Origin of the sequence: Nocardioides sp. (genome assembly GCF_035503875.1) — a bacterium.
Lineage (GTDB): Bacteria > Actinomycetota > Actinomycetes > Propionibacteriales > Nocardioidaceae > Nocardioides.
This window is the reverse complement of the sequence record NZ_DATJTA010000054.1, coordinates 262,505-283,974: the sequence shown is the minus strand read 5'-3', so window position 1 is coordinate 283,974 and position 21,470 is coordinate 262,505. Positions and strand designations below refer to the sequence as shown.

Here is a 21,470-nt window from a genome sequence, read left to right as displayed (position 1 = left end):
CGAGACTGAGAGCCCGAGCGGGTCCCGGCGGGGTGTCAGCTCAGGTCGGTACTGGGGCCGTCGTACCCCTGCGGACCGACCTGGCGGACCGGCACGGCGGGACCGAACGTCGCCCGCAGCTCCATCTCCGCCTCGAGGACGCCGGCGAGGCGGCGTACGCCCTCGCGGATGCGCTCGGGGGTCGGGTAGCAGAACGAGAGCCGCATGTGCGAGCTGCCGAAGCCGTCGGCGTAGAAGGCCGTCCCGGGCACGTAGGCGACCCGGGCGGTGACGGCCCGGGGCAGCATGCCCTTGGCGTCGATCCCGGGCGGCAGGGTGAGCCACACGTAGAACCCGCCCGAGGGGACGTTCCAGCGACACGAGGCGGGCATCAGGTCGGCGAGCGAGGAGACCATCGCGTCGCGGCGCTCGCGGTACATCTCCCGGAACTGCTTGATCTGGCCCTGCCAGTCATGGTTCGCGAGGTACGCCGACACCGCCATCTGCGAGAACTGCGGCGGACACAGGGTCGCCGACTCCTGGGCCAGCACCAGCTTCTCGCGCACGGGGTGCGGGGCGAGCGCCCAGCCCACCCGGAAACCGGGCGCGAAGGTCTTCGAGAACGAACCGAGGTAGATGACGTTGTCGGCCTCGTCGGCCCGCAGCGCGCGCATCGGGTCGCGGTCGAAGCCCAGCAGGCCGTACGGATTGTCCTCGAGCACCAGGACGCCCTCGCTGCGGCAGATCTCCAGGATCTCCGTGCGACGCTCGGCGGAGAGGGTCACGCCGGCGGGGTTGTGGAAGTTCGGGATCGTGTAGAGGAACTTGATCGTCTTGCCCGCGGCCTTGACCGACGCGATCGCCTGGCGCAGCGCCTCGGGGACCAGACCGTCCGCGTCCATCTCGGCGTGCACGACATCGCACTGGTAGGCCTTGAAGACCCCCAGCGCGCCGACGTACGACGGGGCCTCGCAGATCACGACGTCGCCCGGGTCGCAGAAGACGCGGGTGACCAGGTCGACGGCCTGCTGGGAGCCGACGGTGACGACGACGTCGTCGGGGTGGGCCTCGATGCCCTCCAGCCGCATGACGTCGGTGATCTGCTCCCGCAGCTCCGGCACGCCCTGACCCGAGCCGTACTGCATGGCGACCGGCCCCTGCTGGGCGATCAGGTCGGAGATGGCGCCGCCGACGACGTCGAGGGGGAGGCCGGAGATGTTCGGCATGCCGCCGGCGAGGGAGACCACCTCGGGTCGGGAGGCCACCGCGAACAGGGCCCGGATCTCCGAGGCCGTCATGCCCGCGGTGCGCGCAGCGTATCGGTCGACGTACGAGTCGAGCCGGGCACTGGGCGGACGTACGGGCGTGTTCTCCATGATCCCTCTAGCATGAACGATGGACGCGCCGTCCGCACGCTCGGACCGCGTTTCGGGCGCGTACCTCCGGTCACAGCCGCCGGAACGAGGAGGAACGGTGTCCCGCAAGGTGGTGCGACTCACGGTCGACCATCTCGCGCGGCTGCCCGAGTCGATCCGCAGCTGCCTGTTCTGGGAGCTCGACCCGGTCCGCCGGGACCGGGTCCCCGCGGAGGAGGCGGCGGCCGAGAAGGAGGCGTGGCTCAGCGAGGTGCTGCGCGAGTGGGGCTCGTGCGGCCGGGTGGTCCTGGTCGACGACGACGTCGCCGGGATGGCGGTCTACGCGCCGGAGGCGTTCGTCCCCGGGGCGGCGAGCTTCCCGACGGCCCCGGTCTCACCGGACGCCGTGCTCCTGACCACCGTGTACGTCGATCCCGCGCGCACCGGGGGCGGCCTCGGCCGGCTGCTGGTGCAGGGGATGGCCCGCGACCTGATCCGCCGCGGCGGGATCCCCGCGGTGGAGGCGTTCGGTCATGTGCGTCACGGGGGCGCGTCGCCGGTGACGGAACGGGTCCGGTGCACGGTGCCGGCCGACTTCCTGGGCAGCGTCGGCTTCAAGACCCAGCGACCGCATCCGACGTCCCCGCGGATGCGGATGGACCTGCGCTCCGCGCTGACCTGGCGCGACGAGGTGGAGTCGGCGATCGAGCGGCTCGTCGACGTCGTACGGCCGGCTCCGAAACCGGCGAGGCCCCCGACACCCACCCGCGTGAGCGGGAGCGTGCCGAGGGCCTCGGAGTGAGGTGCCGGATCAGTTGATCAGGTCCTCGAGCTCCTTGAGGATCGCGGCCTTCGGGCGGGCGCCGACGATCGTCTTCACGACCTCGCCGCCCTGGTAGACGTTGATCGTCGGGATGCCGGTGACGCGGTACGACGACGGCGTGACGGGGTTCTCGTCGACGTTCATCTTGAAGAAGGTGATCTTGTCGCCGTGGCTGCCGGCGATCTCGTCGAGGATCGGGGCGACCTGGCGGCACGGACCGCACCACTCGGCCCAGAAGTCCACGAGGACCGGCTTGTCGGACTTCAGGACCTGCGCCTCGAACTCGGCGTCGGTCACAGCGGAGATGTTGCCCACGGTTGTCCCTCTCTCTGGATGCCTGGTGCGTCGGAAGTCAGTACTGGGTGAACGCGATGCCTGAGCCGGATGTTCCCCGGCCGGTGGTCACAGGCCCGCGGTCTGAACCTGCTCGGAGACGGCCGAGGAGGCGACGGCGTCCTGGGCCTCCGCCGCGGTGGCCGCCGAGTGGTCGAGATCGGCGAGGTAGCGCTCCGCGTCCAGGGCCGCGGCGCACCCGGTGCCGGCGGCGGTGATCGCCTGGCGGTAGTGGTGGTCCACCAGGTCACCCGCGGCGAAGACGCCGGGCAGGTTGGTCGCGGTCGAGGGGTGGCGGACCTGCACGTAGCCGTCGTCGTCCAGGTCGACCTGACCGGTCAGCAGCTCCGACCGCGGGTCGTGGCCGATCGCGATGAACAGGCCGGTGGCCGGCATGTCGCGGGTCTCGCCGGTGACGGTGTCCTTGAGGGTGACGGACTCGAGGCGGTCGGTGCCGTTGATGGTCTCGATGACGGAGTTCCACTCGATCTCGAGCTTCGGGTCGGCGAAGGCCCGCTCCTGCATGATCTTCGAGGCGCGCAGCTCGTCGCGCCGCACGATCAGCGAGACCTTCGAGCCGAACCGGGTCAGGAAGGTGGCCTCCTCGACGGCCGAGTCGCCGCCACCCACCACGGCGATGTGCTGCTCGCGGAAGAAGAAGCCGTCGCAGGTCGCGCACCACGAGACGCCGCGGCCGGAGAGCTCCTCCTCGTTCGGCAGACCGAGCTTGCGGTAGCCCGAGCCGGTCGCCAGGATCACCGCGCGAGCGGTGTAGGTGTCCGTGGCGGTCTTGACCACCTTCACGTCACCGGTCAGGTCGACCTCGACCACGTCATCGGCCACCAGCTCGGCGCCGAAGCGCTCGGCCTGCGCGCGCATCTCGTCCATCAGGGCCGGGCCCATGATGCCGTCGCGGAACCCGGGGAAGTTCTCGACCTCGGTGGTGTTCATCAGGGCACCGCCGGCGGTCACCGAGCCCTCGAAGACCAGGGGCTGCAGACTGGCGCGCGCGGCGTACACCGCTGCGGTGTAGCCGGACGGCCCGGAGCCGATGATGATCACGTTGCGGGTCTCGGACATGACGTCCTCTCGAGTCGATGAGCTTGCACCTGCAGAACCGATCGTAGGCGAGGGGCATTCCCCGCGCGGGGCCGTGCCGACGCTCGGTCGGGCGGCGCTCAGGAGAGCGGGACCGTGGCCGAGCGCAGGACGGCGCCGCTGCCGCAGCGGAGCAGCTCGACGACGGTCGAGTCGCCCGTCGCCGGCCGGATCGCCAGGACGGCCGGGTGGGCGTCGTACTGCACGGCGACCAGGTGGCCCTCGCCGTACGGGCCGGACTTGCAGGCGTACCAGGAGGCGCGCCCGGCGCTGTCCAACATGGGTCGGTCTCCGGCACGGGCGTCCGCCGGGTATTCCTCGACGGTCGATCCGAGGGATCGGGTCATGGTCGACAGCTCGCGCAGCGCACGCAGCCGGTCGGTGGACGCGAAGTCGCGGTCCCGGACCACGACAGGCCGCGGGGAGGTCGGCTCGGGTGCGCGCAGGCGCTTCGCGAGGCTGCCTGAGTAGTTCTCGGCCGACGGCAGGCTCTCGTCCTGGGGCACGGCCTCCGACGCGTCCGCGTCCGAGGTGGTGACGTACGACGAGCCGCCGGCGGCACTCCCGTCCGATCCCGAGTCGGTCGCCGGCCCGCCGAGCTGTCCGAGCCCGACGCCGACGACCACGACGGCGGCCGCGGCGAGCAGCAGGTTGCGCGCGCGGCGGCGGCGCCGGTGAGCGTCCAGGTCGTCGAGGTCCTCGGCGGGCTCCTGCTCGGACACGACCTCGACCGGACCCACGGCCGCGAGCTGCTCCAGGACCCGGTCGAGCCGGGCGGCGACGTTGACGGGGACCGGGCCGTCGTGCCGCGCCTCGGCGAGGAGTCGGCGCACGTCGTCCTCGCGATCGTGGGCCTGCGGATCCGGATCGGGCATCTGCGCCTCCTCTCGACGGGTGGGGAACGGGTGGGGAACGGGTGGGTACGACGATCCAGCCTACGGAGGTGCCGTCGTGCCCTCCCCAGGTCGGACGGCGGCCGCCGCTCGAGGGTTCCTGGACGGGGTGTGACCCTCGTCCACTCGCGGGGCGAGGGCGCCGAGCAGCGCGGCCAGCCGGGTCCGGCCCCGGGAGCACCGGGACTTCACCGTCCCCTCCGGGCAGTCGAGCATCTGCGCCACCTCGGCGACCGAGTAGCCCTCCATGTCGACCAGGACCAGGGCCGCCCGCTGCTCGGCCGGCAACAGGGCGAGCGCGGCGAGCACAGCGCGTCGTCGCTCGGCGCGCACCGAGAGGTCGGCGGGATCACCCGCGTCGGAGCCCGACTCGGTCACGGACGTGACCATCGACCCGCGGCCGGCGTACTCCTCGAGGTCGTCGGGCAGCGCCTCGGTGCGTCGTACCTTCGCGGCGCGCAGCCGGTCCAGGCAGGCGTTCACGACGACCCGATGGAGCCAGGTGGTCACCGCGGCGTCGCCGCGGAAGGAGCCCGCACGCCGGTACGCCGCGATCATGCCGTCCTGCAGACCGTCGGCCGCGTCCTCCGGGTTGCCCATGGTGCGTACGGCGACCGCCCAAAGCCGGTCGCGGTGCCGGGCGAAGAGCACGCCGAAGGCCGACGTGTCCCCGGCGACGTGGGCGGCGAGGAGGTCGGCGTCGGTGCGAAGGTCCTCGCTCATCCGGCCCGGACCGCGATCTCGGCGACCTCGCCGCGGAAGTCTCCCCCCACCTCCGGCAGGGCGGTGAACCAGACGACGAGGTAGCGCCCGGACACCGGCTGCTCCAGGGTCAGCGTGTCGGAGGTGCCGACCGACTGGCGCAGGACCGGCTCGAGCCCGTCCACGTCCGTGGGCCGGTCGGCGGTGACGTAGAGGCTGATGTCGGAGGGCTCCCCGACGAGCCGCAGGTCGACCTCGCGCACAGCCTGCTCGCCGCCGAGGTCGACGACGAGGCCGACGCCGGTCTTCAGCCCCGGCGGCGGACCGAGCTGGTCGAAGTAGCCCGACGTCTGCCAGGTGGTCGCCGGATCGCCGTCGACGGCGTTGCCCGCCGTGTCGTCGTTCTCGACGCCGTCGTCGCTCTGCGGGTCGAAGGCGGTCGCGGTGATCCCCTCGACCGGCGTCGGTTCTGCCGTGGGCGTCGGGGAGGCGGACGGGGTCGGGTCGTCGTCGGGCTCGGTGCCGAGGGGGGTCTTGCCCCGCCCGAGGTTGAATGCGATGACCACGGCCACCAGCAGGAGGAGCGCCGCGGCGATGCCGGCGGCGAGCCGCAGCCAGCTGCGCCCCGGCACGTCGTCGACGACGGGGGTGATCCCGGTGCCGGAGGTGCGGCCGGGGTCGGTGGCCTCCCAGGGCCAGTACTCGGCGCGGTCCTGCGCCTCGCGGGCGGTGACCGAGGGCCGGACCTGGCGCGCGGGGCCACCGTCGGGAGGCTCGGGAGCGAAGAGCGGCCGCTCGGGCGGGCTCTCGAACGGCGGCGGGGGCGGCGGCGCGGTGTCCGGGGCGTCGAGCCAGGAGACGTCGTCGATGTCGTCGCCGAAGATCGGCAGCCCGGCCCGGGTGGGCTCGGGATCGGCGGCGGGCTCGGGCTCCGGCTCGGGTTCCGGCGGGGCCGGCGCGGGGTCGGGCTCGCGGACGGCGATCTCCGGCACCTGCGGGAGGACCACGGTCTCGCCGGGGCGGAGGTTGGACAGCGCGAGCTGCTCGGCCAGACCGGAGGGGTCGCCGACGAATTCGGTGAGCAGGTCGGCGATCCCGCGCGCGGTCCCGAGGTCGACGTCCTCGCGGCCGCGGGTCGCCGAGTAGGGGTTGAGGACCTCGTCGCACAGCGCGTCGAGGGGACGGGGTACGCCGGCGCGGACCTGGCGCGGACGGAGCACCCGGCCGTGCTCCTGCGGAGCCGGGGGTACGGCGGAGGTCGAGACGCCGGCCCAGCGACCGGTGAGCGCGCAGTAGAGCAGCCCGGCGAGATCCGTGACGTCGGTCCCGATCCGGCCCGGGGCCAGCCCGTGCAGGGCGGCGTCGACCGAGAAGCCGATGACCTTCACCGCGCCGGTCTGGTCGATGAGCACGTTCTCCGGCGCGAGCCGGCCGTGCGCGACCCCGGCGTCGTGGGCCACGGCCATCGAGTCGGCCACCTCCGCCACCAGCCACGCGGCGCGCCGGGCCGGGAGCGGACCGTGGGTGGCGACGACGGTGTCGAGGGAGGTCCCGGAGCCCCACTCGTTCACGACGTAGCAGAGGCCCCCGGTGCGCTCGGCGTCGAGGACGCGCAGGAACCGGGGGTCGAGCACCGTCGCCGACATCCGCGCGGCCTCGACCAGCCCGGCCGCGCGCTCGTCGTCCTCGGCGATGACGTGCAGCGCGACGTGCCGCTCCAGGACCCGGTCGTGCGCGCGCCAGAACCGGCCGTTGCCGCTCTCGCTGAGCAGGTCGACCAGCCGGTAGCGGCCGGCGAGGACGTCGCCGGGTCGGTTCGAGTGCGGCACGAGGCGGCGACTCCTTTCCGACGGCGGGCGGACGGCGGCGGGGCGCTCGCGGGCCCCCGCCTCATCGTAGGCCGGGTCAGGCCCGGTGCGCGGGCGGACGGCGGCGGGTCACGGTCTGCAGCACGGACGTGACCTCGCGCAGCCGCAGCAGTCGGGCCAGCACGAGGAACGCGAGGACGTCGACGACGGTCACCAGCCCACCGACCAGGAGGGCCGGCAGCCAGGAGGAGTCCTCGATCGCGCGCTGCAGCGGCCAGGCCACGGCGAGGGCGATGCCGGTCGAGATCGCGGTGGCGACGAGCAGCCGGACGAGGAAGCGGACGAGCTCGCCGGTGCGCAGGCCGCCGAGGACCCGGCGGAGCACGCCGTACGAGATCGCCGCGCCGACTGCGTACGACGCGGAGTAGGCGATCACCAGCGCCGGCGACGTCTGCTTCGCGCCGGTGTTGAGCACCAGCACCAGGGCGACGGCGATGTTGGTCGCCGCGACCCAGCACTGGATGAAGAAGACCGTGCGGGTGCGCTCGAGGGCGTAGAAGCCGCGCAGCATCAGGTAGTGGACGGTGAAGAACACGACCCCCGGCCCGAAGAGGGCCAGCGTGGGGACGTAGCTGTCGAAGTCGTCGGCCGCGGCGCCGTGGCCCCACACCACCTGCGCGATGTACGGCGCCACCACGGGGAGCAGCGCCGCGAAGGGCAGGACCACGGCGAGGGCGGTGCGCAGGCTGCCGGTGAGGGTCCGGGCCAGCCCGGCGAGGTCGCCCTCCGCCGCGCGGGCCGAGAGCCGCGGCAGGATCGCCGTCGCCAGAGAGACGGTGATGATCGAGTGCGGGACCATCACGATCAGGAAGGCGGAGGAGTACACCATGTAGCCGGTGCCGCCCTCGATGCCGCCGACGGTGCCGCTGGAGGCCAGGCGGACGACGACGGTGTAGGCGACCTGGTTGACGATGACGAAGAGCACCGTCCACACCGCCAGCCGCATCGTGTGCCCGAGACCGGTGCCCCGGAAGTCGAAGCGGGGCCGGAAGGTGTACCCGGCGGCGCGCAGGAACGGCACCAGGATCAGCAGCTGGGCCACGATGCCCGCCGTCGATCCGATGCCGAGCAGCAGCTCCTGGCCCGGGGTGAAGGCGCCGAACCGGTCATCGCCCTCGGCGGGGCCGAAGGTGAGCAGGTAGACGACCAGGACCAGCACCGAGATGACGTTGTTGGCGATCGGCGCCCACATCATCGGCCCGAACTTCCCGCGGGAGTTCAGGATCTGCCCGACCAGCACGAACATGCCGTAGAAGAAGACCTGCGGCAGGCAGAGCCGGGCGAAGTCGATGATCGACTCGCGGTGCGCGGCCAGGTCGGGGGCGTCGTACTGCGAGTCGAGGTAGAGCGACATCACCAGCGGGGCGGCGAGCACCAGCAGCAGGGTGACCGCGCCGAGGAACAGCGCGGCCAGGGTGACCACCCGGTTGGTGTAGGCCTCCCCGCCGTCGGGGTCGTCGCGCATCGCGCGGACCAGCTGCGGGACCAGGACGGCGTTGAAGACGCCGCCGGCCAGCAGGATGTAGAGCATGTTCGGGATCGTGTTGGCGATCGTGAAGATGTCGGCGTGCAGGTAGGCGCCGAGCGCGGCGGCCAGCAGCGCCGAGCGCACGAAGCCGCTCAGCCGGGACACGATGGTCCCGGCCGCCATCACCGCACTGGCGCTGAGGATCTTGCGGTCGGTCTCGGCCGCGTCCTCGCGGGCGCTCGTGTCGGGGACGCTCATGCGGGGGTGGGCGTCTGCTCGGTGGCCTCGGCCTCGTGGCGGGTGTCCTCGGGACCCTCGCCGGCGCCGGAGGTACGACGGGCCGCGCGGATCCGCCGCGCGAGGCGGACCCCGATCGCGCCCAGCAGCAGCGCGCCACCGGTGCCGATGATCAGCCAGATGACGTTGCTGACCTGGGCGGCGCGGATCGGGAGCCGGTCGCTGGTGCCGACGATCGTCCCGGCCATGTCGGTGACCTGGAGGGTGATGTTGTGGACTCCCTGCTGCTCGGTGGAGGCGGTGAGCAGGACGCTGCGCCGGCTCCGCGGCGGCAGGGTGACGTCCTCCTCGGTCATCGTGATGGTGATCGGCTCCTCGGCGACGGCCCGGACCCGGACGGTCACCGGCTGGTCGAGGGTGTTCTCGAGGGTCGCGGAGAACCGGCCGCTCGCGCTGGACAGCGTCACCTGGCGCGGCGCCTCGATCCGCACCCCGGCGAGCAGCTCCTCCAGCACCTCACGGGACGCCGCGTTGCTCGATCGGGCGGCGTCGGGATCGGCGCGGCTCGCGAACGAGAGGGAGGCCAGCGCCTGGTCGCTCACCTCGCGCCCCACGGTGTCGTTGCGGGTCAGCAGGTACTGCAGCGTGGTGCCCGCCTCGCTCAGCTCGCGGGCCGAGGCGAAGACGGAGGCGTCGAGCTGCCGTCGCTCCTGGACGCGGGGGTAGTCGACCTGGGCGGGATCGAGCTCCGTGGCCCGCTCGTCGACCACGTCCGCGACGGTGGTCAGGTCCAGCCAGGGCTGCTCGAGGCCGTCGAAGAAGCCGTCGGCGTCGTCCGCGGACCAGCCGCTGGGCAGGACGACGACCAACGGCTCGCGCGGCGTGGCCTGGCGGCGTACGGCGGCCTCGGCGAGGATCCGCTGGCGTACGGCGACCCCCGCGAGCGGGTCGTCGGGGCCGGGACCACCGCTCGCCGCGGCCGTGGACGCGAGGACCACGCGGCGACCGTCGACCGTGACGACGGTCGGCGCCTCGGCGCCGAGCTCCGGGACCATCAGGTCGGAGCCGAGCAGCGTCTCGTCGTCGCCGGCCAGCTCGAGGGAGTCCGGGTCGAGGAAGGTCCGTCCGCCCAGCGCCGGGCTGGTCGGGACCTCCCAGGGCTGCAGCGTGGATCCCGAGCGCTGCCGCGCCCGGGTGTACGCCGCCGGGTCGTGCGCCGCCGCGGCCGGGACGTCGAGGTCGCCGTACGGCAGGGCCAGGACCTCGGCCGACTCGAGGGCGTCGCCGAGCCGGTCGCGCCAGGCCGTCGCGGACCGGGCGGCGGCCTCCTCGACGGCGGTCGGCTGCTTCGGCGCCTCCTCCTCCGTCTGCTCGTCCGAGCCGTCCTCGCCGGCGGCGGAGGTCTCCGGGGAGGGCAGCGGGGTCTCGGTCTCGGGGGGCGGGGTCTCCGCGGGGTCCTCGGGATCGGCGAGCTGCCGGTCGGGATCCTCGGTGGCCTCGGGGTCGACGGTGAAGCCGAGTGAGCGTCCGGGGTTCCCGGCGGCGAGCCGGGCGGTGACGTCGGTGAGGGCCGGGTCGATCAGCCAGGTGAGCGGGCGGCTGCCGGCCGCCGCTCCGAACCGCACCGCACCGCCCAGCCTCCCATCGGTGGCCAGCGAGGACGACCAGGCCGCCGGGCCGGCGATCGAGCCGTCGTCGTCGTACTCGATCCCGGCGCGCAGCGGCACGACCAGCGCGGTCTTCACCTGACGCTCGGTACCGCCCACGCGCGGCAGGAAGGTGCGGGCGCGACCGTCCGCGGTCGGGGCGCTCGTGCCGGCGTCGGTCGCGCTGCGGCCGAGGGCGTGCACGCCGAACCAGTAGGCGCCCGCGTTCGCCTCGAGGTCCCCGCCCTTCTCGGCGACGTGCGCGCGCAGGTCGGCGCTGCGGACCCGGACCGTGTAGAACGCGGTGTCGCCGGGGGCCAGCTCGTCGACGGTGAAGTACGGCCCCCGCGTCGTGACCCGGTCGCCCACCGACGCGGACGGCGGGGTCGCCGCCGCCTCGACGAGCTCGGTGCGGGTGGTGAGGGGCTGGGCGGAGATGAACGGGTACAGGTTGATCGTCGACCAGGTGACGTCGCTGTCGTTGGTCACCCGGCCGGTGAGGACGACCGGGCCGCGGTCCGGAACGGTCGACGGCGACATCGTCTCGATGCTCACCGACAGCGGCGCGTCGGGGTCGTCGGGCCGGGCCGCCTGGGCCGCCTCGGCGGGTCCGCTCCAGCCCACCCAGGTCGTCGCCGCCAGCACGAGGGCAGGCAGCAGCGACAGGGGGCGGAGCATGCACTCGACTCTATCCGCCGGGAGTCTGAGCCTGCGGCGCCACCTCGTAGACTCACCCGCTGTGCCCGACGTCGTCCTGCCGCCCTTGAACCTTGCCGAGGTACAGCGGTCCGTGGCGACCGAGCTGGATCGGATCGCCCCCGTGATCGACGAGCTCGGCGCGCTCTTCGAGGCGGCCGGGCACGAGCTCGCGCTGGTCGGCGGTCCGGTGCGTGACGCGATGCTCGGCCGGCACCACAACGACCTCGACTTCACGACGTCGGCCCGGCCCGACGAGACCGAGCGGCTGCTGCGGACGTGGGCACGCTCCGATCGCGGCAGCGCGATCTGGGACATGGGCCGCGCCTTCGGCACCATCGGCTGCCGCAAGGGCGAGTGGGACGTCGAGGTGACGACGTACCGCTCCGAGTCGTACGACCCGTCCTCCCGCAAGCCCGAGGTCGACTTCGGCGACTCGCTCGACGGCGACCTGGGTCGCCGTGACTTCACCGTGAACGCGATGGCGGTGCGGCTGCCGGGCCGCGAGGTCGAGGACCCGTACGGCGGCGTGGTGGACCTCGCCCACCGGGTGCTGCGCACGCCCGGGCGCCCCGAGGACTCCTTCTCCGACGACCCGCTGCGGATGATGCGCGCGGCCCGGTTCGCCGCCCAGCTGGGCTTCACCGTCGACGAGTCGGTCGTCGCCGCCATGACCGCGATGGCCGACCGGATCCAGATCATCTCGGCCGAGCGGGTCCGCGACGAGCTGGTCAAGCTGATCTGCGCGCCGTACCCGCGCCTCGGCCTCCAGCTGCTGGTCGAGACCGGCCTGGCCGCGCAGGTGCTGCCCGAGCTCCCGGCGCTCTCGCTGGAGCGCGACGAGCACCACCGTCACAAGGACGTCTACGAGCACACCCTGACCGTCCTCGAGCAGGCGATCGCGCTCGAGGACCGGCTCGGCGGCGAGCCGGACTTCGTGTCCCGATTCGCGGCGCTGATGCACGACGTGGGGAAGCCGCGCACCCGGAAGTTCGTCGACGACGGCACCGTCACCTTCCACCACCACGACGTGGTGGGCGCGAAGCTGACCCGCAAGCGGATGAAGGCGCTGCGCTTCTCCAACGACCAGATCGAGTCGGTCAGCAAGCTGGTGGAGCTGCACCTGCGCTTCCACGGCTACGGCACCGGAGAGTGGACCGACTCCGCCGTACGCCGCTACGTCCGCGACGCCGGCGACCAGCTGGAGCGGCTGCACGTGCTCACCCGCGCCGACTGCACGACCCGCAACCAGCGCAAGGCCGACCGGCTGCGTCGTACCTACGACGAGCTGGAGGAGCGGATCGCGCGGCTCTCCGAGGAGGAGGAGCTCGCCTCCATCCGGCCCGACCTCGACGGGACCCAGATCATGGAGATCCTGGGCATCGGGCCGGGCCGCGAGGTGGGCGCGGCCTACAAGTTCCTCCTCGAGCTGCGGATGGACAACGGTCCGATGAGCGAGGAGGACGCGCGCGCCGCCCTGCTGGCGTGGGCGGCCGAGCGCTGACCGGTCTGGACCGACCTCGTCCTCTTGGGTGAATCCGACCCCAGGAACGGGCGGAACTCCTAGCGTCCGTGGGCGTGTTGCGCATACGCTCCGCCGCTCCTGCCGCGCTGGCCCTCGTCGTCTCCTCGTTCGCCCTGGTCGGACCGGCCGCCCCGGCCTCGGCCGCCCCGGTCCCGCTCGGGCTGGAGGCGGGTGACCTCGTCGTGTCCGACACCGGGCACGACCGGGTCGTGGTGCAGCCCGCGGACGGCGGTCCGATCCGGGAGCTGGCCACCGGTCTGGGGGAGCCCGCGGGCCTGGTGGTGACCCCGGAGGGCGATGTCGTCGTCGCGGACAGCATCCGGGCGAAGATCGTCCGGATCCCCGCCGACGGCGGCGAGCCGGAGGACCTGAACCCGTACCAGGGGGCCTGGGGCGTCACGCACCTCGCGCTCGACGGCGCCGGCGGGGTGCTCTTCAGCGGCACCGGGTGGGGCGGCATCGGCCGGGTGCCGCTGACCGGCGGCGACCTCGAGCTCCACGTCTACGAGTCGCCGTACCCCAACTACGCCGGCCTCGGCGTCCTCTCCGACGGCGACATCGTCGCCGTGGACTGCTGCGACAGCAGCACCACCCGGATGGAGTACGACGGCTCCGACCAGCGGGCCGTCCCCGAGCTGACCTACGACCCCTCGCTCGACCCGTCGACCGTGCAGCCGCGGAACATGTCCGGTCTCGCCGTGACCCCGGACGACCGGCTGGTCGTCGCCGAGACCTGGAACGACCTCGTGTGGGAGACCGACGGGACCGGCGGCCGGACCTCGTTCGGCGAGGATCTCGACGAGCCGGCCGCGGTCGCGCTGGGCGTGGACGGGGCGGCGTACGTCGCCGACCGGGTCAACAACCGCGTGGTCCGGGTGTCTCCGGACCGGTCCGCCCAGACGGACATGCTCGACTCGGCCGACCTGCTGCACCCGTCCGGCGTCGCCGTCGTACCCGTCTCGCCGGCGGAGGTCGGCGACGCGTTCGTCGGCACCGCCGGCGGTGACGTCGTCCGGGTCCGCGGCTCCGAGACCGTCACCGTCGCGTCCGGCCTGGATCCCGTCTCCGACGTCGTGGTTCGCGACGACGGCGAGGTCGTGGTCGCGACCGGCGACCGCCTGGTCGAGCTGTCGGGCGACGGGTCGACCAGCTCCGAGCTCACCTCCTTCGCCCACGGCGTGCAGGCGCTGGCGCTGCGGCCCGACGGTCGGCTGCTCGCCGCGGTGGACGACGGGTCCGGCGGGACCGACGTCCGGATCGTGTCGGCCGACGGCTCCGTCGCGCCCTTCGACGCCTCGCCGCTGTACGCCTTCACCGCGCTGGCGGCCGACGACCTGACCGAGACGTACGCCGCGTTCCAGGTCGCGCCCACGACGGGTCTCGTCGTACAGACCGCCACCGGCTCGCCGGTCGGTGCTCCCTTCGGCTTCGTCTCCGGCCTCGCCGCCGGGCCGGACGGCTCGTTCCTCGTGGCCGACTCGGTCTCCGGCAGCGTGCACCGGGTCGGGAGCGACGACCCGAGCGTCGCGCTCGCGTCCGGGATCGGCGGGCCGGAGCGGGTCGCCCTCGCCCTCGACGGCGACGTCCTCGTCGCGGCCTCCGGAGACGACGAGCTCCTCTCCGTGCCGGCGGCGGGTGGCACACCGACGACGGTCGCCGCGATCGACGACCCGGTCGGCGTCGGGGTCTACGTGCCCCGGCCCACCCTCGACGCCGTGACCGACTTCCCCGGCACCGGCAACGTCGGCACGGCGTACGACGGCTACGACTTCGACGCGGCCGGGAACGACGGCGGCGCAGTGACCTTCCGGGCGTACGGCGAGCTGCCGCCGGGCGTCGCGCTCGACGCGACGACGGGTGAGCTCGCCGGGACGCCGACCGCCACCGGGACCTACGAGTTCCGGGTGGTGGCCGCCAACGCCGCCCGCGGTGCCGCGAGCCAGGAGCTGGAGATCGAGGTCGGCAAGCGCCTGCAGACCATCTCGTTCGGGACGCCGCCGACCGGCGCCGCGCCGGACGACACCTACACGCCGACCGTGACGGGCGGCGGTTCGGGGAACCCGGTCACGCTGTCGATCCACCCGGACTCGGCCGCCGTGTGCACCCTCGACGCGACGTCCGGGGTGGTCACCTTCCTGATCGGCGGCGTGTGCTCGGTCCTGGCCGACCAGGCGGGCGACGCGGACCACGCCGCCGCCCCGACGGCCCGGCAGGACGTGTACGTCGACAAGCTCGCGCAGACGGTGAGCTTCACCAGCACCGCCCCGGTCGACGCCACGGTGGGCGGGACCTACACCCCCACCGCGACCGGCGGGCCGTCGTCGTACGACATCACGTTCGAGATCACCGGCAACCCGATGCCGCCGACGTTCATGACCTACCCGTGCACCTACGACGCCGCGACCGGCCAGGTGACCTTCGACCACGTCGGCACCTGCCGGCTGCGGGCCACCAAGGGAGGAGACGAGCGCTACTGGACCGCGTCCCGGACGCAGAACATCACGATCGGGGCGGGCACCCTCGAGTTCATCTCGACGAAGCCGGAGCCCGGCCGGGTGGGTGGCACCTACACCCCCGCGGTGAGTGCACCGGACGCCTGGTTCCGGATCGACGCCGGCGAGGGCACGGCCTGCTCGTACGACGACTCGACCGGCGAGGTCAGCTTCCTCGCGCCCGGCGAGTGCGAGGTCGTCGCCGACATCTCGAACGACGACTACGCGCCGAACACCGTGCGCGAGACGATCACCGTCGCCAAGCTGGCCCAGGCGATCACCTTCGTCTCCCTCCCGCCGGTCGCGGCGCCGCTGCGCAGCACCTACGAGCCGGAGGCCACCGGCGGCGGGTCCGGCAACCCGGTGACGTTCTCGATCGATCCCGCGTCCGCCGGCGTCTGCTCGCTGGACGCGGGCGAGGTCCGCCTCGACCACGCGGGCAGCTGCGTGATCCGGGCCGACCAGGAGGGCGACGCGTCGTACGAGGCGGCGCCGACCGTGACCCAGACCGTCGTGGTCCGCAAGGACCCGGGCTCCGTCACGGTGACCAGCCCGGCCACGGGCGTGGTCGGCCAGCGCTACGACGTGACCGCGACGACGGTGCCCGCCGGCGGCGACGTCGAGGTGGCCGTGGACTCGCCCGCGGTCTGCCACACCGACGAGGGCGACGTCGTGCTCGACCACGCCGGGACCTGCGAGCTCACGGTCACCTGGCCGGGCGACGCCGACCACGAGGCGGCCGAGGCGGAGCAGAGCATCGTCGTCTCGGCCGCCTCGACCGCGGTCGACCTCGACGTCCGCGGCCGGGCGCTCGTGGCGACCGTGAGCGTCCTCGCTCCCGGCGGCGGCCGCCCCACCGGTCTCGTCGAGTTCTCCGACGGCGCGACCGTCCTCGGGACCGCCGCACTGAACGAGGGGATCGGCGGGGTGATGACCGCCGTGCTGGTGCGCGACCGCGGCACCGTCGGTGGCCAGCACCGGATCCGGGCGAGGTACGTCGGCAGCACCGACCACGCCGCGTCCGAGCACACCGTCGCGTGGGTGGACCCGACGATCCGGTACACGCTCTCGAGCGCCTCCGGACGCTCGGCGGCGGGCTGGTACCGCGGGCCGGTGACGGTCACGTTCCGCTGCACGCCCGGGACGGCGCCGTTGATCGAGACGTGCCCCGCTCCCGTGGTGCTCGACGCGAACCGCCGCGGCGGGCGGACGATCATCCGTGAGGTGTTCGCCCGCGACGGGACGGTGGCGACGGTGGTCGTGACCGGCATCCGCATCGACCTCGAGGGACCGCGGGTGCGCGTGCGCGGCGTCCAGCCCGGTCGGACGTACGCCGCCCCGCGGACGTTGCGCTGCGCGGCCCGTGACCGGTGGTCGGGCGTCGACACCTGCGTCGTCAAGACCACCCGGAAGAAGCGCGGGAAGGTGATCGTCTACCGCGCTGTCGCGACCGACCGTGCGGGCCACCGCAGCGTGGTGCGCGGGAAGTACCGGGTCCGTTGACCGGCGGGTGACCCCGGACGGACGTCCGGGGTCACCCCACGCGCAGGTGCTCGCGCACCCGCCGCTGTGCCTCCAGGACGCGCGGCAGGTCGTCGACGACGTCGGTGGCCGACGGGGTCAGCTGGATCAGCCAGCGGTGCGGACCGACCTCCTCGACCCGGTGCGCCGGTGTGGCGGCCAGCCGGTCGCGCCCGATCAGCGCCTCCAGCTCCGGGCCGACGATCTGCGCCCAGTAGACGCCGGGCAGCCCGGCGGTCAGGTCGTCCTCGGAGAGCAGCACCCAGGGGACGTCGGCGGGGTCGTCGGCGTCGTCGTGCCGCAGCCCGGTCGCGCCGGCGGGCAGCCGCTCGGCGGGGGTCCAGTGGTGCAGGAAGGCGTACGTGGCGTCGAGCGCCGCCAGGGCGAGCAGCAGCCGGCCCGTGGTGGCGGGGTCGACGGTGGCGGTCAGGGAGACCTGGCTGAGCCGGCGTCCGGGCTCGCTCGCGACGGCCAGCTCCCAGGTGGCCGGCGGCTCGGCGCTCGCGAGCCACTGCTCGGAGGGCCACCACGGCGGGGGCGGGTCGGTGGCGGTGAACGGCCGCCACTCGCCGTCGACCTGCACGGAGCCGGGCCAGAGGTCGGGTACGTCGGCGGTGAGGGCGTGGACCACCTGCAGCGTCCGCCGCCAGCCGGCCTCGTCGGGCGCGGTGAAGGGGAGCAGCACGGTCAGGTAGGCGCGTCCGCTGCTGAGGTCCGGCGCCGGGGCCGCCGCGGGGGCGGGCTCGGCGGGAGCGGGCGGGGCGACCCCGTCGAGCTCCACGATCTGTCCGTCGGCGACGACGTGCCCGGAGCTGGCTCCGGCGAGCGCCGCGAGGACGGCGGACAGCACGTGGACGGCCGCCTCGTCGTCGGCGCCGCGGGTGATCTCGAAGCGGGTCCACCAGGTGCTCCCGGCCGCGTCGGTGGGCCGAGCCACTCCGAGCTCCGTCGTGTACGCCGCCACCCCGCCGCCGGTGCGGCTCTCCTGCGGTCCGTAGAGGAGGAGCTCGAGCCGCGCGGTGTCGATCCGGGTGACCCGGAGGTGCTCCTCGGGGCTGCCCGCGAGCGTGGCCTCGCCCAGCACCGAGCGGACGCCCGGGTCGGAGAACAGCTGCTCCAGGACGCCCCGCGTCAGCCGCCTGCCACTCACCAGCACGATCTCGGCGCCCATCGCCACCACCTCCCGCGAAGACGCTAGTGCCCCGGGGGCCGGGGCCGGTCGTAGGGTGCGAGAGGTGAGCACCGACGAGTCCACCGACCCGATCGCCCAGGCCGTCGCGGCGGGCTACGCCTTCGACGGGCCGGTCCTCGAGCTGGGCGGCCTGCTCCTGGAGGACGGCGGGCTGGCCGGCGTACCGGTCCGGGTGCCGCTCGGCATGCTGAACCGGCACGGCCTGGTCGCCGGGGCGACCGGCACCGGCAAGACCCGCACCCTGCAGCTGCTCGCCGAGCAGCTCAGCGCGCAGGGCGTCCCGGTCTTCGCCCCCGACCTCAAGGGCGACCTCTCCGGACTCGCCCAGCCCGGCACCCCGAGCGAGAAGCTGACGGCCCGGGCCGCGACGCTCGGCCAGCAGTGGACGGCCACCGGCTTCCCCGTCGAGTTCTACGCCCTCGGCGGCGTCGGGGAGGGCGTCCCGCTGCGGGTCACGATGAGCGCGTTCGGTCCCACGCTGCTCAGCAAGGTCCTCGGTCTCAACGCCACCCAGGAGTCCAGCCTCGGACTGGTCTTCCACTATGCCGACCACGCCGGTCTGCCGCTCCTCGACCTCGCCGACCTCCGGGCGGTCGTCGCCCACCTGCTCAGCGACGAGGGCAAGGCCGAGCTGAAGGAGCTCGGCGGGCTCTCCTCGGCGACGGCCGGCGTCATCCTGCGCGAGCTGGTCGGCCTGCAGGACCAGGGGGCGGACGCGTTCTTCGGCGAGCCGGAGTTCGACTCCGCCGAGCTGCTGGCCCTCGCCGAGGACGGCCGGGGCGTGATCTCGCTCGTGGAGCTGCCGCAGCTGCAGGACCGACCTGCCCTGTTCTCCACCTTCCTGATGTGGCTGCTGGCCGACCTCTTCCACGACCTGCCCGAGGTCGGCGACGTGGAGAGGCCGAAGCTGGTCTTCTTCTTCGACGAGGCCCACCTGCTCTTCGACGACGCCTCCGAGGAGTTCCTCGACCAGGTCGCCCGCACCGTGCGGCTCATCCGCTCCAAGGGCGTCGGCATCTTCTTCGTCACCCAGCGGCCCACCGACGTACCCGACGACGTGCTCTCCCAGCTCGGCTCGCGAATCCAGCATGCCCTGCGCGCGCACACCCCCAACGACGCCAAGGCGCTGAAGCTGACCGTCGCCACCTACCCCACCAGCGGGTACGCCGACCTCGGCGCCGTCATCACCGGCCTCGGCACCGGCGAGGCCGTCGTGACGGTGATGGACGAGGACGGCGCTCCCACCCCGGTCGCCGCGACCCGGCTGCGCGCGCCCGAGGCCCGGATGGACCCGTGCGACCCCGACCTGCTGACCGCCACCGTGGCGGCCAGCCCGCGGCAGGCGACGTACGGCGCCGCCATCGACCGGGAGTCGGCGCGCGAGCTGCTGGCCGCCCGCCTCGAAGCCGGGGCCGCCAAGGCCGAACAGGCCGAGCAGGCCGAGCCGGCCAGGTCGCCCGCGCCCCAGCCGCGGAAGAAGACCGAGAAGAGCGTCGTCGAGCAGGTCGTCGGGTCCTCGGCGTTCAAGCAGTTCGCCCGCACCGCCGCCCGCGAGATCGCCCGGGGCATGTTCAAGACCGGCCGCCGCTGACCCACCGCCGAGTCGGCAGAAGTTACCCCTCGAGTCGGCAGTAGTTACTGCCGACTCGACGCGCAACTTCTGCCGACTCGGCAGAACGACGAAGCCCCGCCCGAACCTGGTGGGGTCGGACGGGGCTCCGTGCGGATCAGCGGAGTGACTCAGTCACTCACTCGTCACCGGCAATGAAGGCCTCGACGCGGCGGCGACCCTCGTCGTCCGGCAGCTGCACCGGCGGGGACTTCATGAGGTACGACGACGCCGAGATGATCGGGCCGCCGATGCCGCGGTCCTTCGCGATCTTCGCGGCGCGGAGCGCGTCGATGATGATGCCGGCGGAGTTCGGGGAGTCCCAGACCTCGAGCTTGTACTCGAGGTTCAGCGGGGCGTCGCCGAAGGCGCGACCCTCGAGCCGGACGTAGGCCCACTTGCGGTCGTCGAGCCACTCGACGTGGTCCGACGGGCCGATGTGCACGTTCTTGTCGTGGACCTTCCCGGCGAGCTCGCCGGTCAGGTTGGACGTGACGGCCTGGGTCTTGGAGACCTTCTTGGACTCCAGGCGCTCGCGCTCGAGCATGTTCTTGAAGTCCATGTTGCCGCCGACGTTGAGCTGGTAGGTGCGGTCCAGCACCACGCCGCGGTCCTCGAACAGCTTCGCCATCACGCGGTGCGTGATGGTGGCGCCGACCTGGGACTTGATGTCGTCGCCGACGATCGGGACGCCGGCGTCCTCGAACTTCTTGGCCCACACCGGGTCGGAGGCGATGAAGACGGGCAGCGCGTTGACGAAGCCGACGCCGGCGTCGATGGCGCACTGGGCGTAGAACTTGTCGGCCTCCTCGGAGCCCACCGGGAGGTAGGACACCATCACGTCGACCTGCCGGTCCTTGAGGACCTGCACGACGTCGACCGGCTCGGCGCCGGACTCGTCGATGGTCTGGCGGTAGTACTTGCCGAGGCCGTCGAGCGTCGGGCCGCGCTGCACCTCGACACCGAGGGTCGGGACGTCGGCGATCTTGATGGTGTTGTTCTGCGAGGCGTTGATGGCCTCGGAGAGGTCCTTGCCGACCTTGAGGTCGTCGACGTCGAAGGCGGCGACGAACTCGACGTCCTTGACGTGGTAGTCGCCGAAGGCGACGTGCATGAGGCCCGGGACGCTACCGCTCGGGTCGGCGTCCCTGTAGTACTCGACGCCCTGGACGAGGGAGCTGGCGCAGTTGCCGACTCCCACGATTGCTACGCGAACCGAACCCATCGGGATTCCTCTCCTGTCACCGCTGGGGATGACGTCTGTCTGGGACTGTGTGGTCTAGGTCTGGTGCCGGCCGGGTCGGCCGGAGCCCGGTCAGGCCTGGTGCGCCGGTGGCACCGGCGGCGTCGCGGGCGGGGGCAGGCCGGCGTTGCGCTCGGCGTTGATGAGGTCCGAGAGCCAGCGGACCTCGCGCTCGACCGACTCGACGCCGTGCCGTTGCAGCTCGGCGGCGTAGCGGTCGACCTCCTGCTCCGTCATGTTCAGCTCGCGCTGCACGCGGTCGAGCCGCTCCTGCAGCCGGATCCGGCGGCCTTCGAGGACGCGCAGCCGGATCTCCATGTCGGTGCGCCCGAAGAAGGCGAACCGGATGTCGAAGTTGTCGTCCTCCCAGGCGGTGGGGCCCACCTCCGACATCAGGCGCTCGAACTCCCGGGTGCCGGCCTCGGTGACCTCGTAGACGATGCGGGCGCGCTTGGTCACCGGGGTGATCGTCGCGGTGGTCTCCTCGATGAGGGAGCCACGCAGCATCTTCTTCAGGGTCGGGTAGAGCGATCCGTACGACAGCACCCGGCCCCAGCCGAGCATCAGGTTGAGCCGCTTGCGCAGCTCGTAGCCGTGCATCGGTCCCTCGTGCAGCAGCCCGAGGACTGCCAGCTCGATGGTCTCTGCCCGACGTGCCATGCGACCTATCGTAGCGATATATCCAGCCGACGTGAATTCGCATCGCATCGAGTCGCAGGTTTCCGCAAATGAGACCGCTGGGTCTGGTTGCGTACCCTCTGTCGTGGCCTTAACGGCCTCCCGAGCCCTG

Annotated in this window: 15 protein-coding genes; 4 read left to right on the top strand and 11 right to left on the bottom strand. The window is 73.1% G+C overall.

The window, feature by feature from the left end:
* Positions 1–35 precede the first annotated feature (35 nt).
* Positions 36–1,355, bottom strand: coding sequence for a PLP-dependent aminotransferase family protein (locus tag VMF51_RS13840; RefSeq protein ID WP_325475025.1), 1,320 nt, complete (start codon positions 1,353–1,355; stop codon positions 36–38).
* Between the two features lie 97 nt (positions 1,356–1,452).
* On the opposite strand from VMF51_RS13840, the gene VMF51_RS13835 reads away from it, so the two are divergent.
* Complete coding sequence (locus VMF51_RS13835; protein ID WP_325475024.1) at positions 1,453–2,136, top strand: GNAT family N-acetyltransferase; 684 nt, start codon at positions 1,453–1,455, stop codon at positions 2,134–2,136.
* A 9-nt stretch (positions 2,137–2,145) separates the two neighbouring features.
* Here VMF51_RS13835 and trxA read toward each other — a convergent pair whose 3' ends face one another.
* From trxA to VMF51_RS13800, 7 genes are all read right to left on the bottom strand, one after another.
* Positions 2,146–2,472 (bottom strand): thioredoxin, encoded by a 327-nt coding sequence (gene trxA, locus VMF51_RS13830; RefSeq protein WP_280637362.1) that lies wholly within the window; start codon positions 2,470–2,472, stop codon positions 2,146–2,148.
* An 87-nt stretch (positions 2,473–2,559) separates the two neighbouring features.
* Entirely contained in the window at positions 2,560–3,570 is a 1,011-nt protein-coding gene (gene trxB / locus VMF51_RS13825; RefSeq protein WP_325475023.1) for a thioredoxin-disulfide reductase, read from the bottom strand.
* A gap of 98 nt (positions 3,571–3,668) precedes the next feature.
* Entirely contained in the window at positions 3,669–4,463 is a 795-nt protein-coding gene (locus tag VMF51_RS13820; protein WP_325475022.1) for a hypothetical protein, read from the bottom strand.
* Between the two features lie 60 nt (positions 4,464–4,523).
* Positions 4,524–5,204: an RNA polymerase sigma factor SigM gene (gene sigM / locus VMF51_RS13815; RefSeq protein ID WP_325475021.1), complete on the bottom strand. Its 681-nt coding sequence runs from the start codon at positions 5,202–5,204 to the stop codon at positions 4,524–4,526.
* Positions 5,201–7,012 (bottom strand): protein kinase family protein, encoded by a 1,812-nt coding sequence (locus VMF51_RS13810; protein ID WP_325475020.1) that lies wholly within the window; start codon positions 7,010–7,012, stop codon positions 5,201–5,203. The genes sigM and VMF51_RS13810 overlap by 4 nt, the downstream gene beginning before the upstream one ends.
* A 76-nt stretch (positions 7,013–7,088) precedes the next feature.
* Positions 7,089–8,777 carry a murein biosynthesis integral membrane protein MurJ gene (murJ, locus tag VMF51_RS13805; RefSeq protein ID WP_325475019.1) on the bottom strand — a complete coding sequence of 563 codons (1,689 nt, stop codon included), beginning with the start codon at positions 8,775–8,777 and terminating at the stop codon, positions 7,089–7,091.
* On the bottom strand, positions 8,774–11,080 hold the full coding sequence (locus tag VMF51_RS13800; protein WP_325475018.1) for a DUF6049 family protein: 2,307 nt from the start codon (positions 11,078–11,080) through the stop codon (positions 8,774–8,776). Before VMF51_RS13800 ends, murJ begins: the two co-directional genes overlap by 4 nt.
* Here VMF51_RS13800 and VMF51_RS13795 point away from each other — a divergent pair.
* Positions 11,079–12,602 (top strand): CCA tRNA nucleotidyltransferase, encoded by a 1,524-nt coding sequence (locus tag VMF51_RS13795; protein ID WP_414689469.1) that lies wholly within the window; start codon positions 11,079–11,081, stop codon positions 12,600–12,602. The genes VMF51_RS13800 and VMF51_RS13795 overlap by 2 nt on opposite strands.
* A gap of 74 nt (positions 12,603–12,676) precedes the next feature.
* Positions 12,677–16,618, top strand: coding sequence for an Ig-like domain repeat protein (locus tag VMF51_RS13790; RefSeq protein WP_325475016.1), 3,942 nt, complete (start codon positions 12,677–12,679; stop codon positions 16,616–16,618).
* Positions 16,619–16,649: 31 nt separating this feature from the next.
* Here VMF51_RS13790 and VMF51_RS13785 read toward each other — a convergent pair whose 3' ends face one another.
* Positions 16,650–17,807 carry a hypothetical protein gene (locus VMF51_RS13785; RefSeq protein WP_325475015.1) on the bottom strand — a complete coding sequence of 386 codons (1,158 nt, stop codon included), beginning with the start codon at positions 17,805–17,807 and terminating at the stop codon, positions 16,650–16,652.
* Between the two features lie 64 nt (positions 17,808–17,871).
* Between VMF51_RS13785 and VMF51_RS13780 the strand changes: the two genes are divergently transcribed.
* On the top strand, positions 17,872–19,419 hold the full coding sequence (locus tag VMF51_RS13780) for a helicase HerA-like domain-containing protein (protein ID WP_325475014.1): 1,548 nt from the start codon (positions 17,872–17,874) through the stop codon (positions 19,417–19,419).
* A gap of 157 nt (positions 19,420–19,576) precedes the next feature.
* Here VMF51_RS13780 and VMF51_RS13775 read toward each other — a convergent pair whose 3' ends face one another.
* Together VMF51_RS13775 and VMF51_RS13770 are read right to left on the bottom strand one after the other, a co-directional pair.
* A complete protein-coding gene (locus tag VMF51_RS13775; RefSeq protein WP_325475013.1) occupies positions 19,577–20,662 on the bottom strand; it encodes an inositol-3-phosphate synthase in 1,086 nt (361 codons plus the stop codon).
* 90 nt (positions 20,663–20,752) lie between these two features.
* Positions 20,753–21,340, bottom strand: a complete 588-nt coding sequence (locus VMF51_RS13770) for a PadR family transcriptional regulator (protein WP_325475012.1) — start codon at positions 21,338–21,340, stop codon at positions 20,753–20,755.
* Positions 21,341–21,470 lie beyond the last annotated feature (130 nt).

Coding starts and splice junctions, on each gene's coding strand:
- VMF51_RS13840 (WP_325475025.1), bottom strand. CDS start 1,355: ATGGAGAACACGCCCGTACGTCCGCCCAGTGCCCGGCTCGACTCGTAC.
- trxB (WP_325475023.1), bottom strand. CDS start 3,570: ATGTCCGAGACCCGCAACGTGATCATCATCGGCTCCGGGCCGTCCGGC.
- VMF51_RS13820 (WP_325475022.1), bottom strand. CDS start 4,463: ATGCCCGATCCGGATCCGCAGGCCCACGATCGCGAGGACGACGTGCGC.
- sigM (WP_325475021.1), bottom strand. CDS start 5,204: ATGAGCGAGGACCTTCGCACCGACGCCGACCTCCTCGCCGCCCACGTC.
- murJ (WP_325475019.1), bottom strand. CDS start 8,777: ATGAGCGTCCCCGACACGAGCGCCCGCGAGGACGCGGCCGAGACCGAC.
- VMF51_RS13795 (WP_414689469.1), top strand. CDS start 11,079: ATGCACTCGACTCTATCCGCCGGGAGTCTGAGCCTGCGGCGCCACCTC.
- VMF51_RS13800 (WP_325475018.1), bottom strand. CDS start 11,080: ATGCTCCGCCCCCTGTCGCTGCTGCCTGCCCTCGTGCTGGCGGCGACG.
- VMF51_RS13785 (WP_325475015.1), bottom strand. CDS start 17,807: ATGGGCGCCGAGATCGTGCTGGTGAGTGGCAGGCGGCTGACGCGGGGC.
- VMF51_RS13775 (WP_325475013.1), bottom strand. CDS start 20,662: ATGGGTTCGGTTCGCGTAGCAATCGTGGGAGTCGGCAACTGCGCCAGC.
- VMF51_RS13770 (WP_325475012.1), bottom strand. CDS start 21,340: ATGGCACGTCGGGCAGAGACCATCGAGCTGGCAGTCCTCGGGCTGCTG.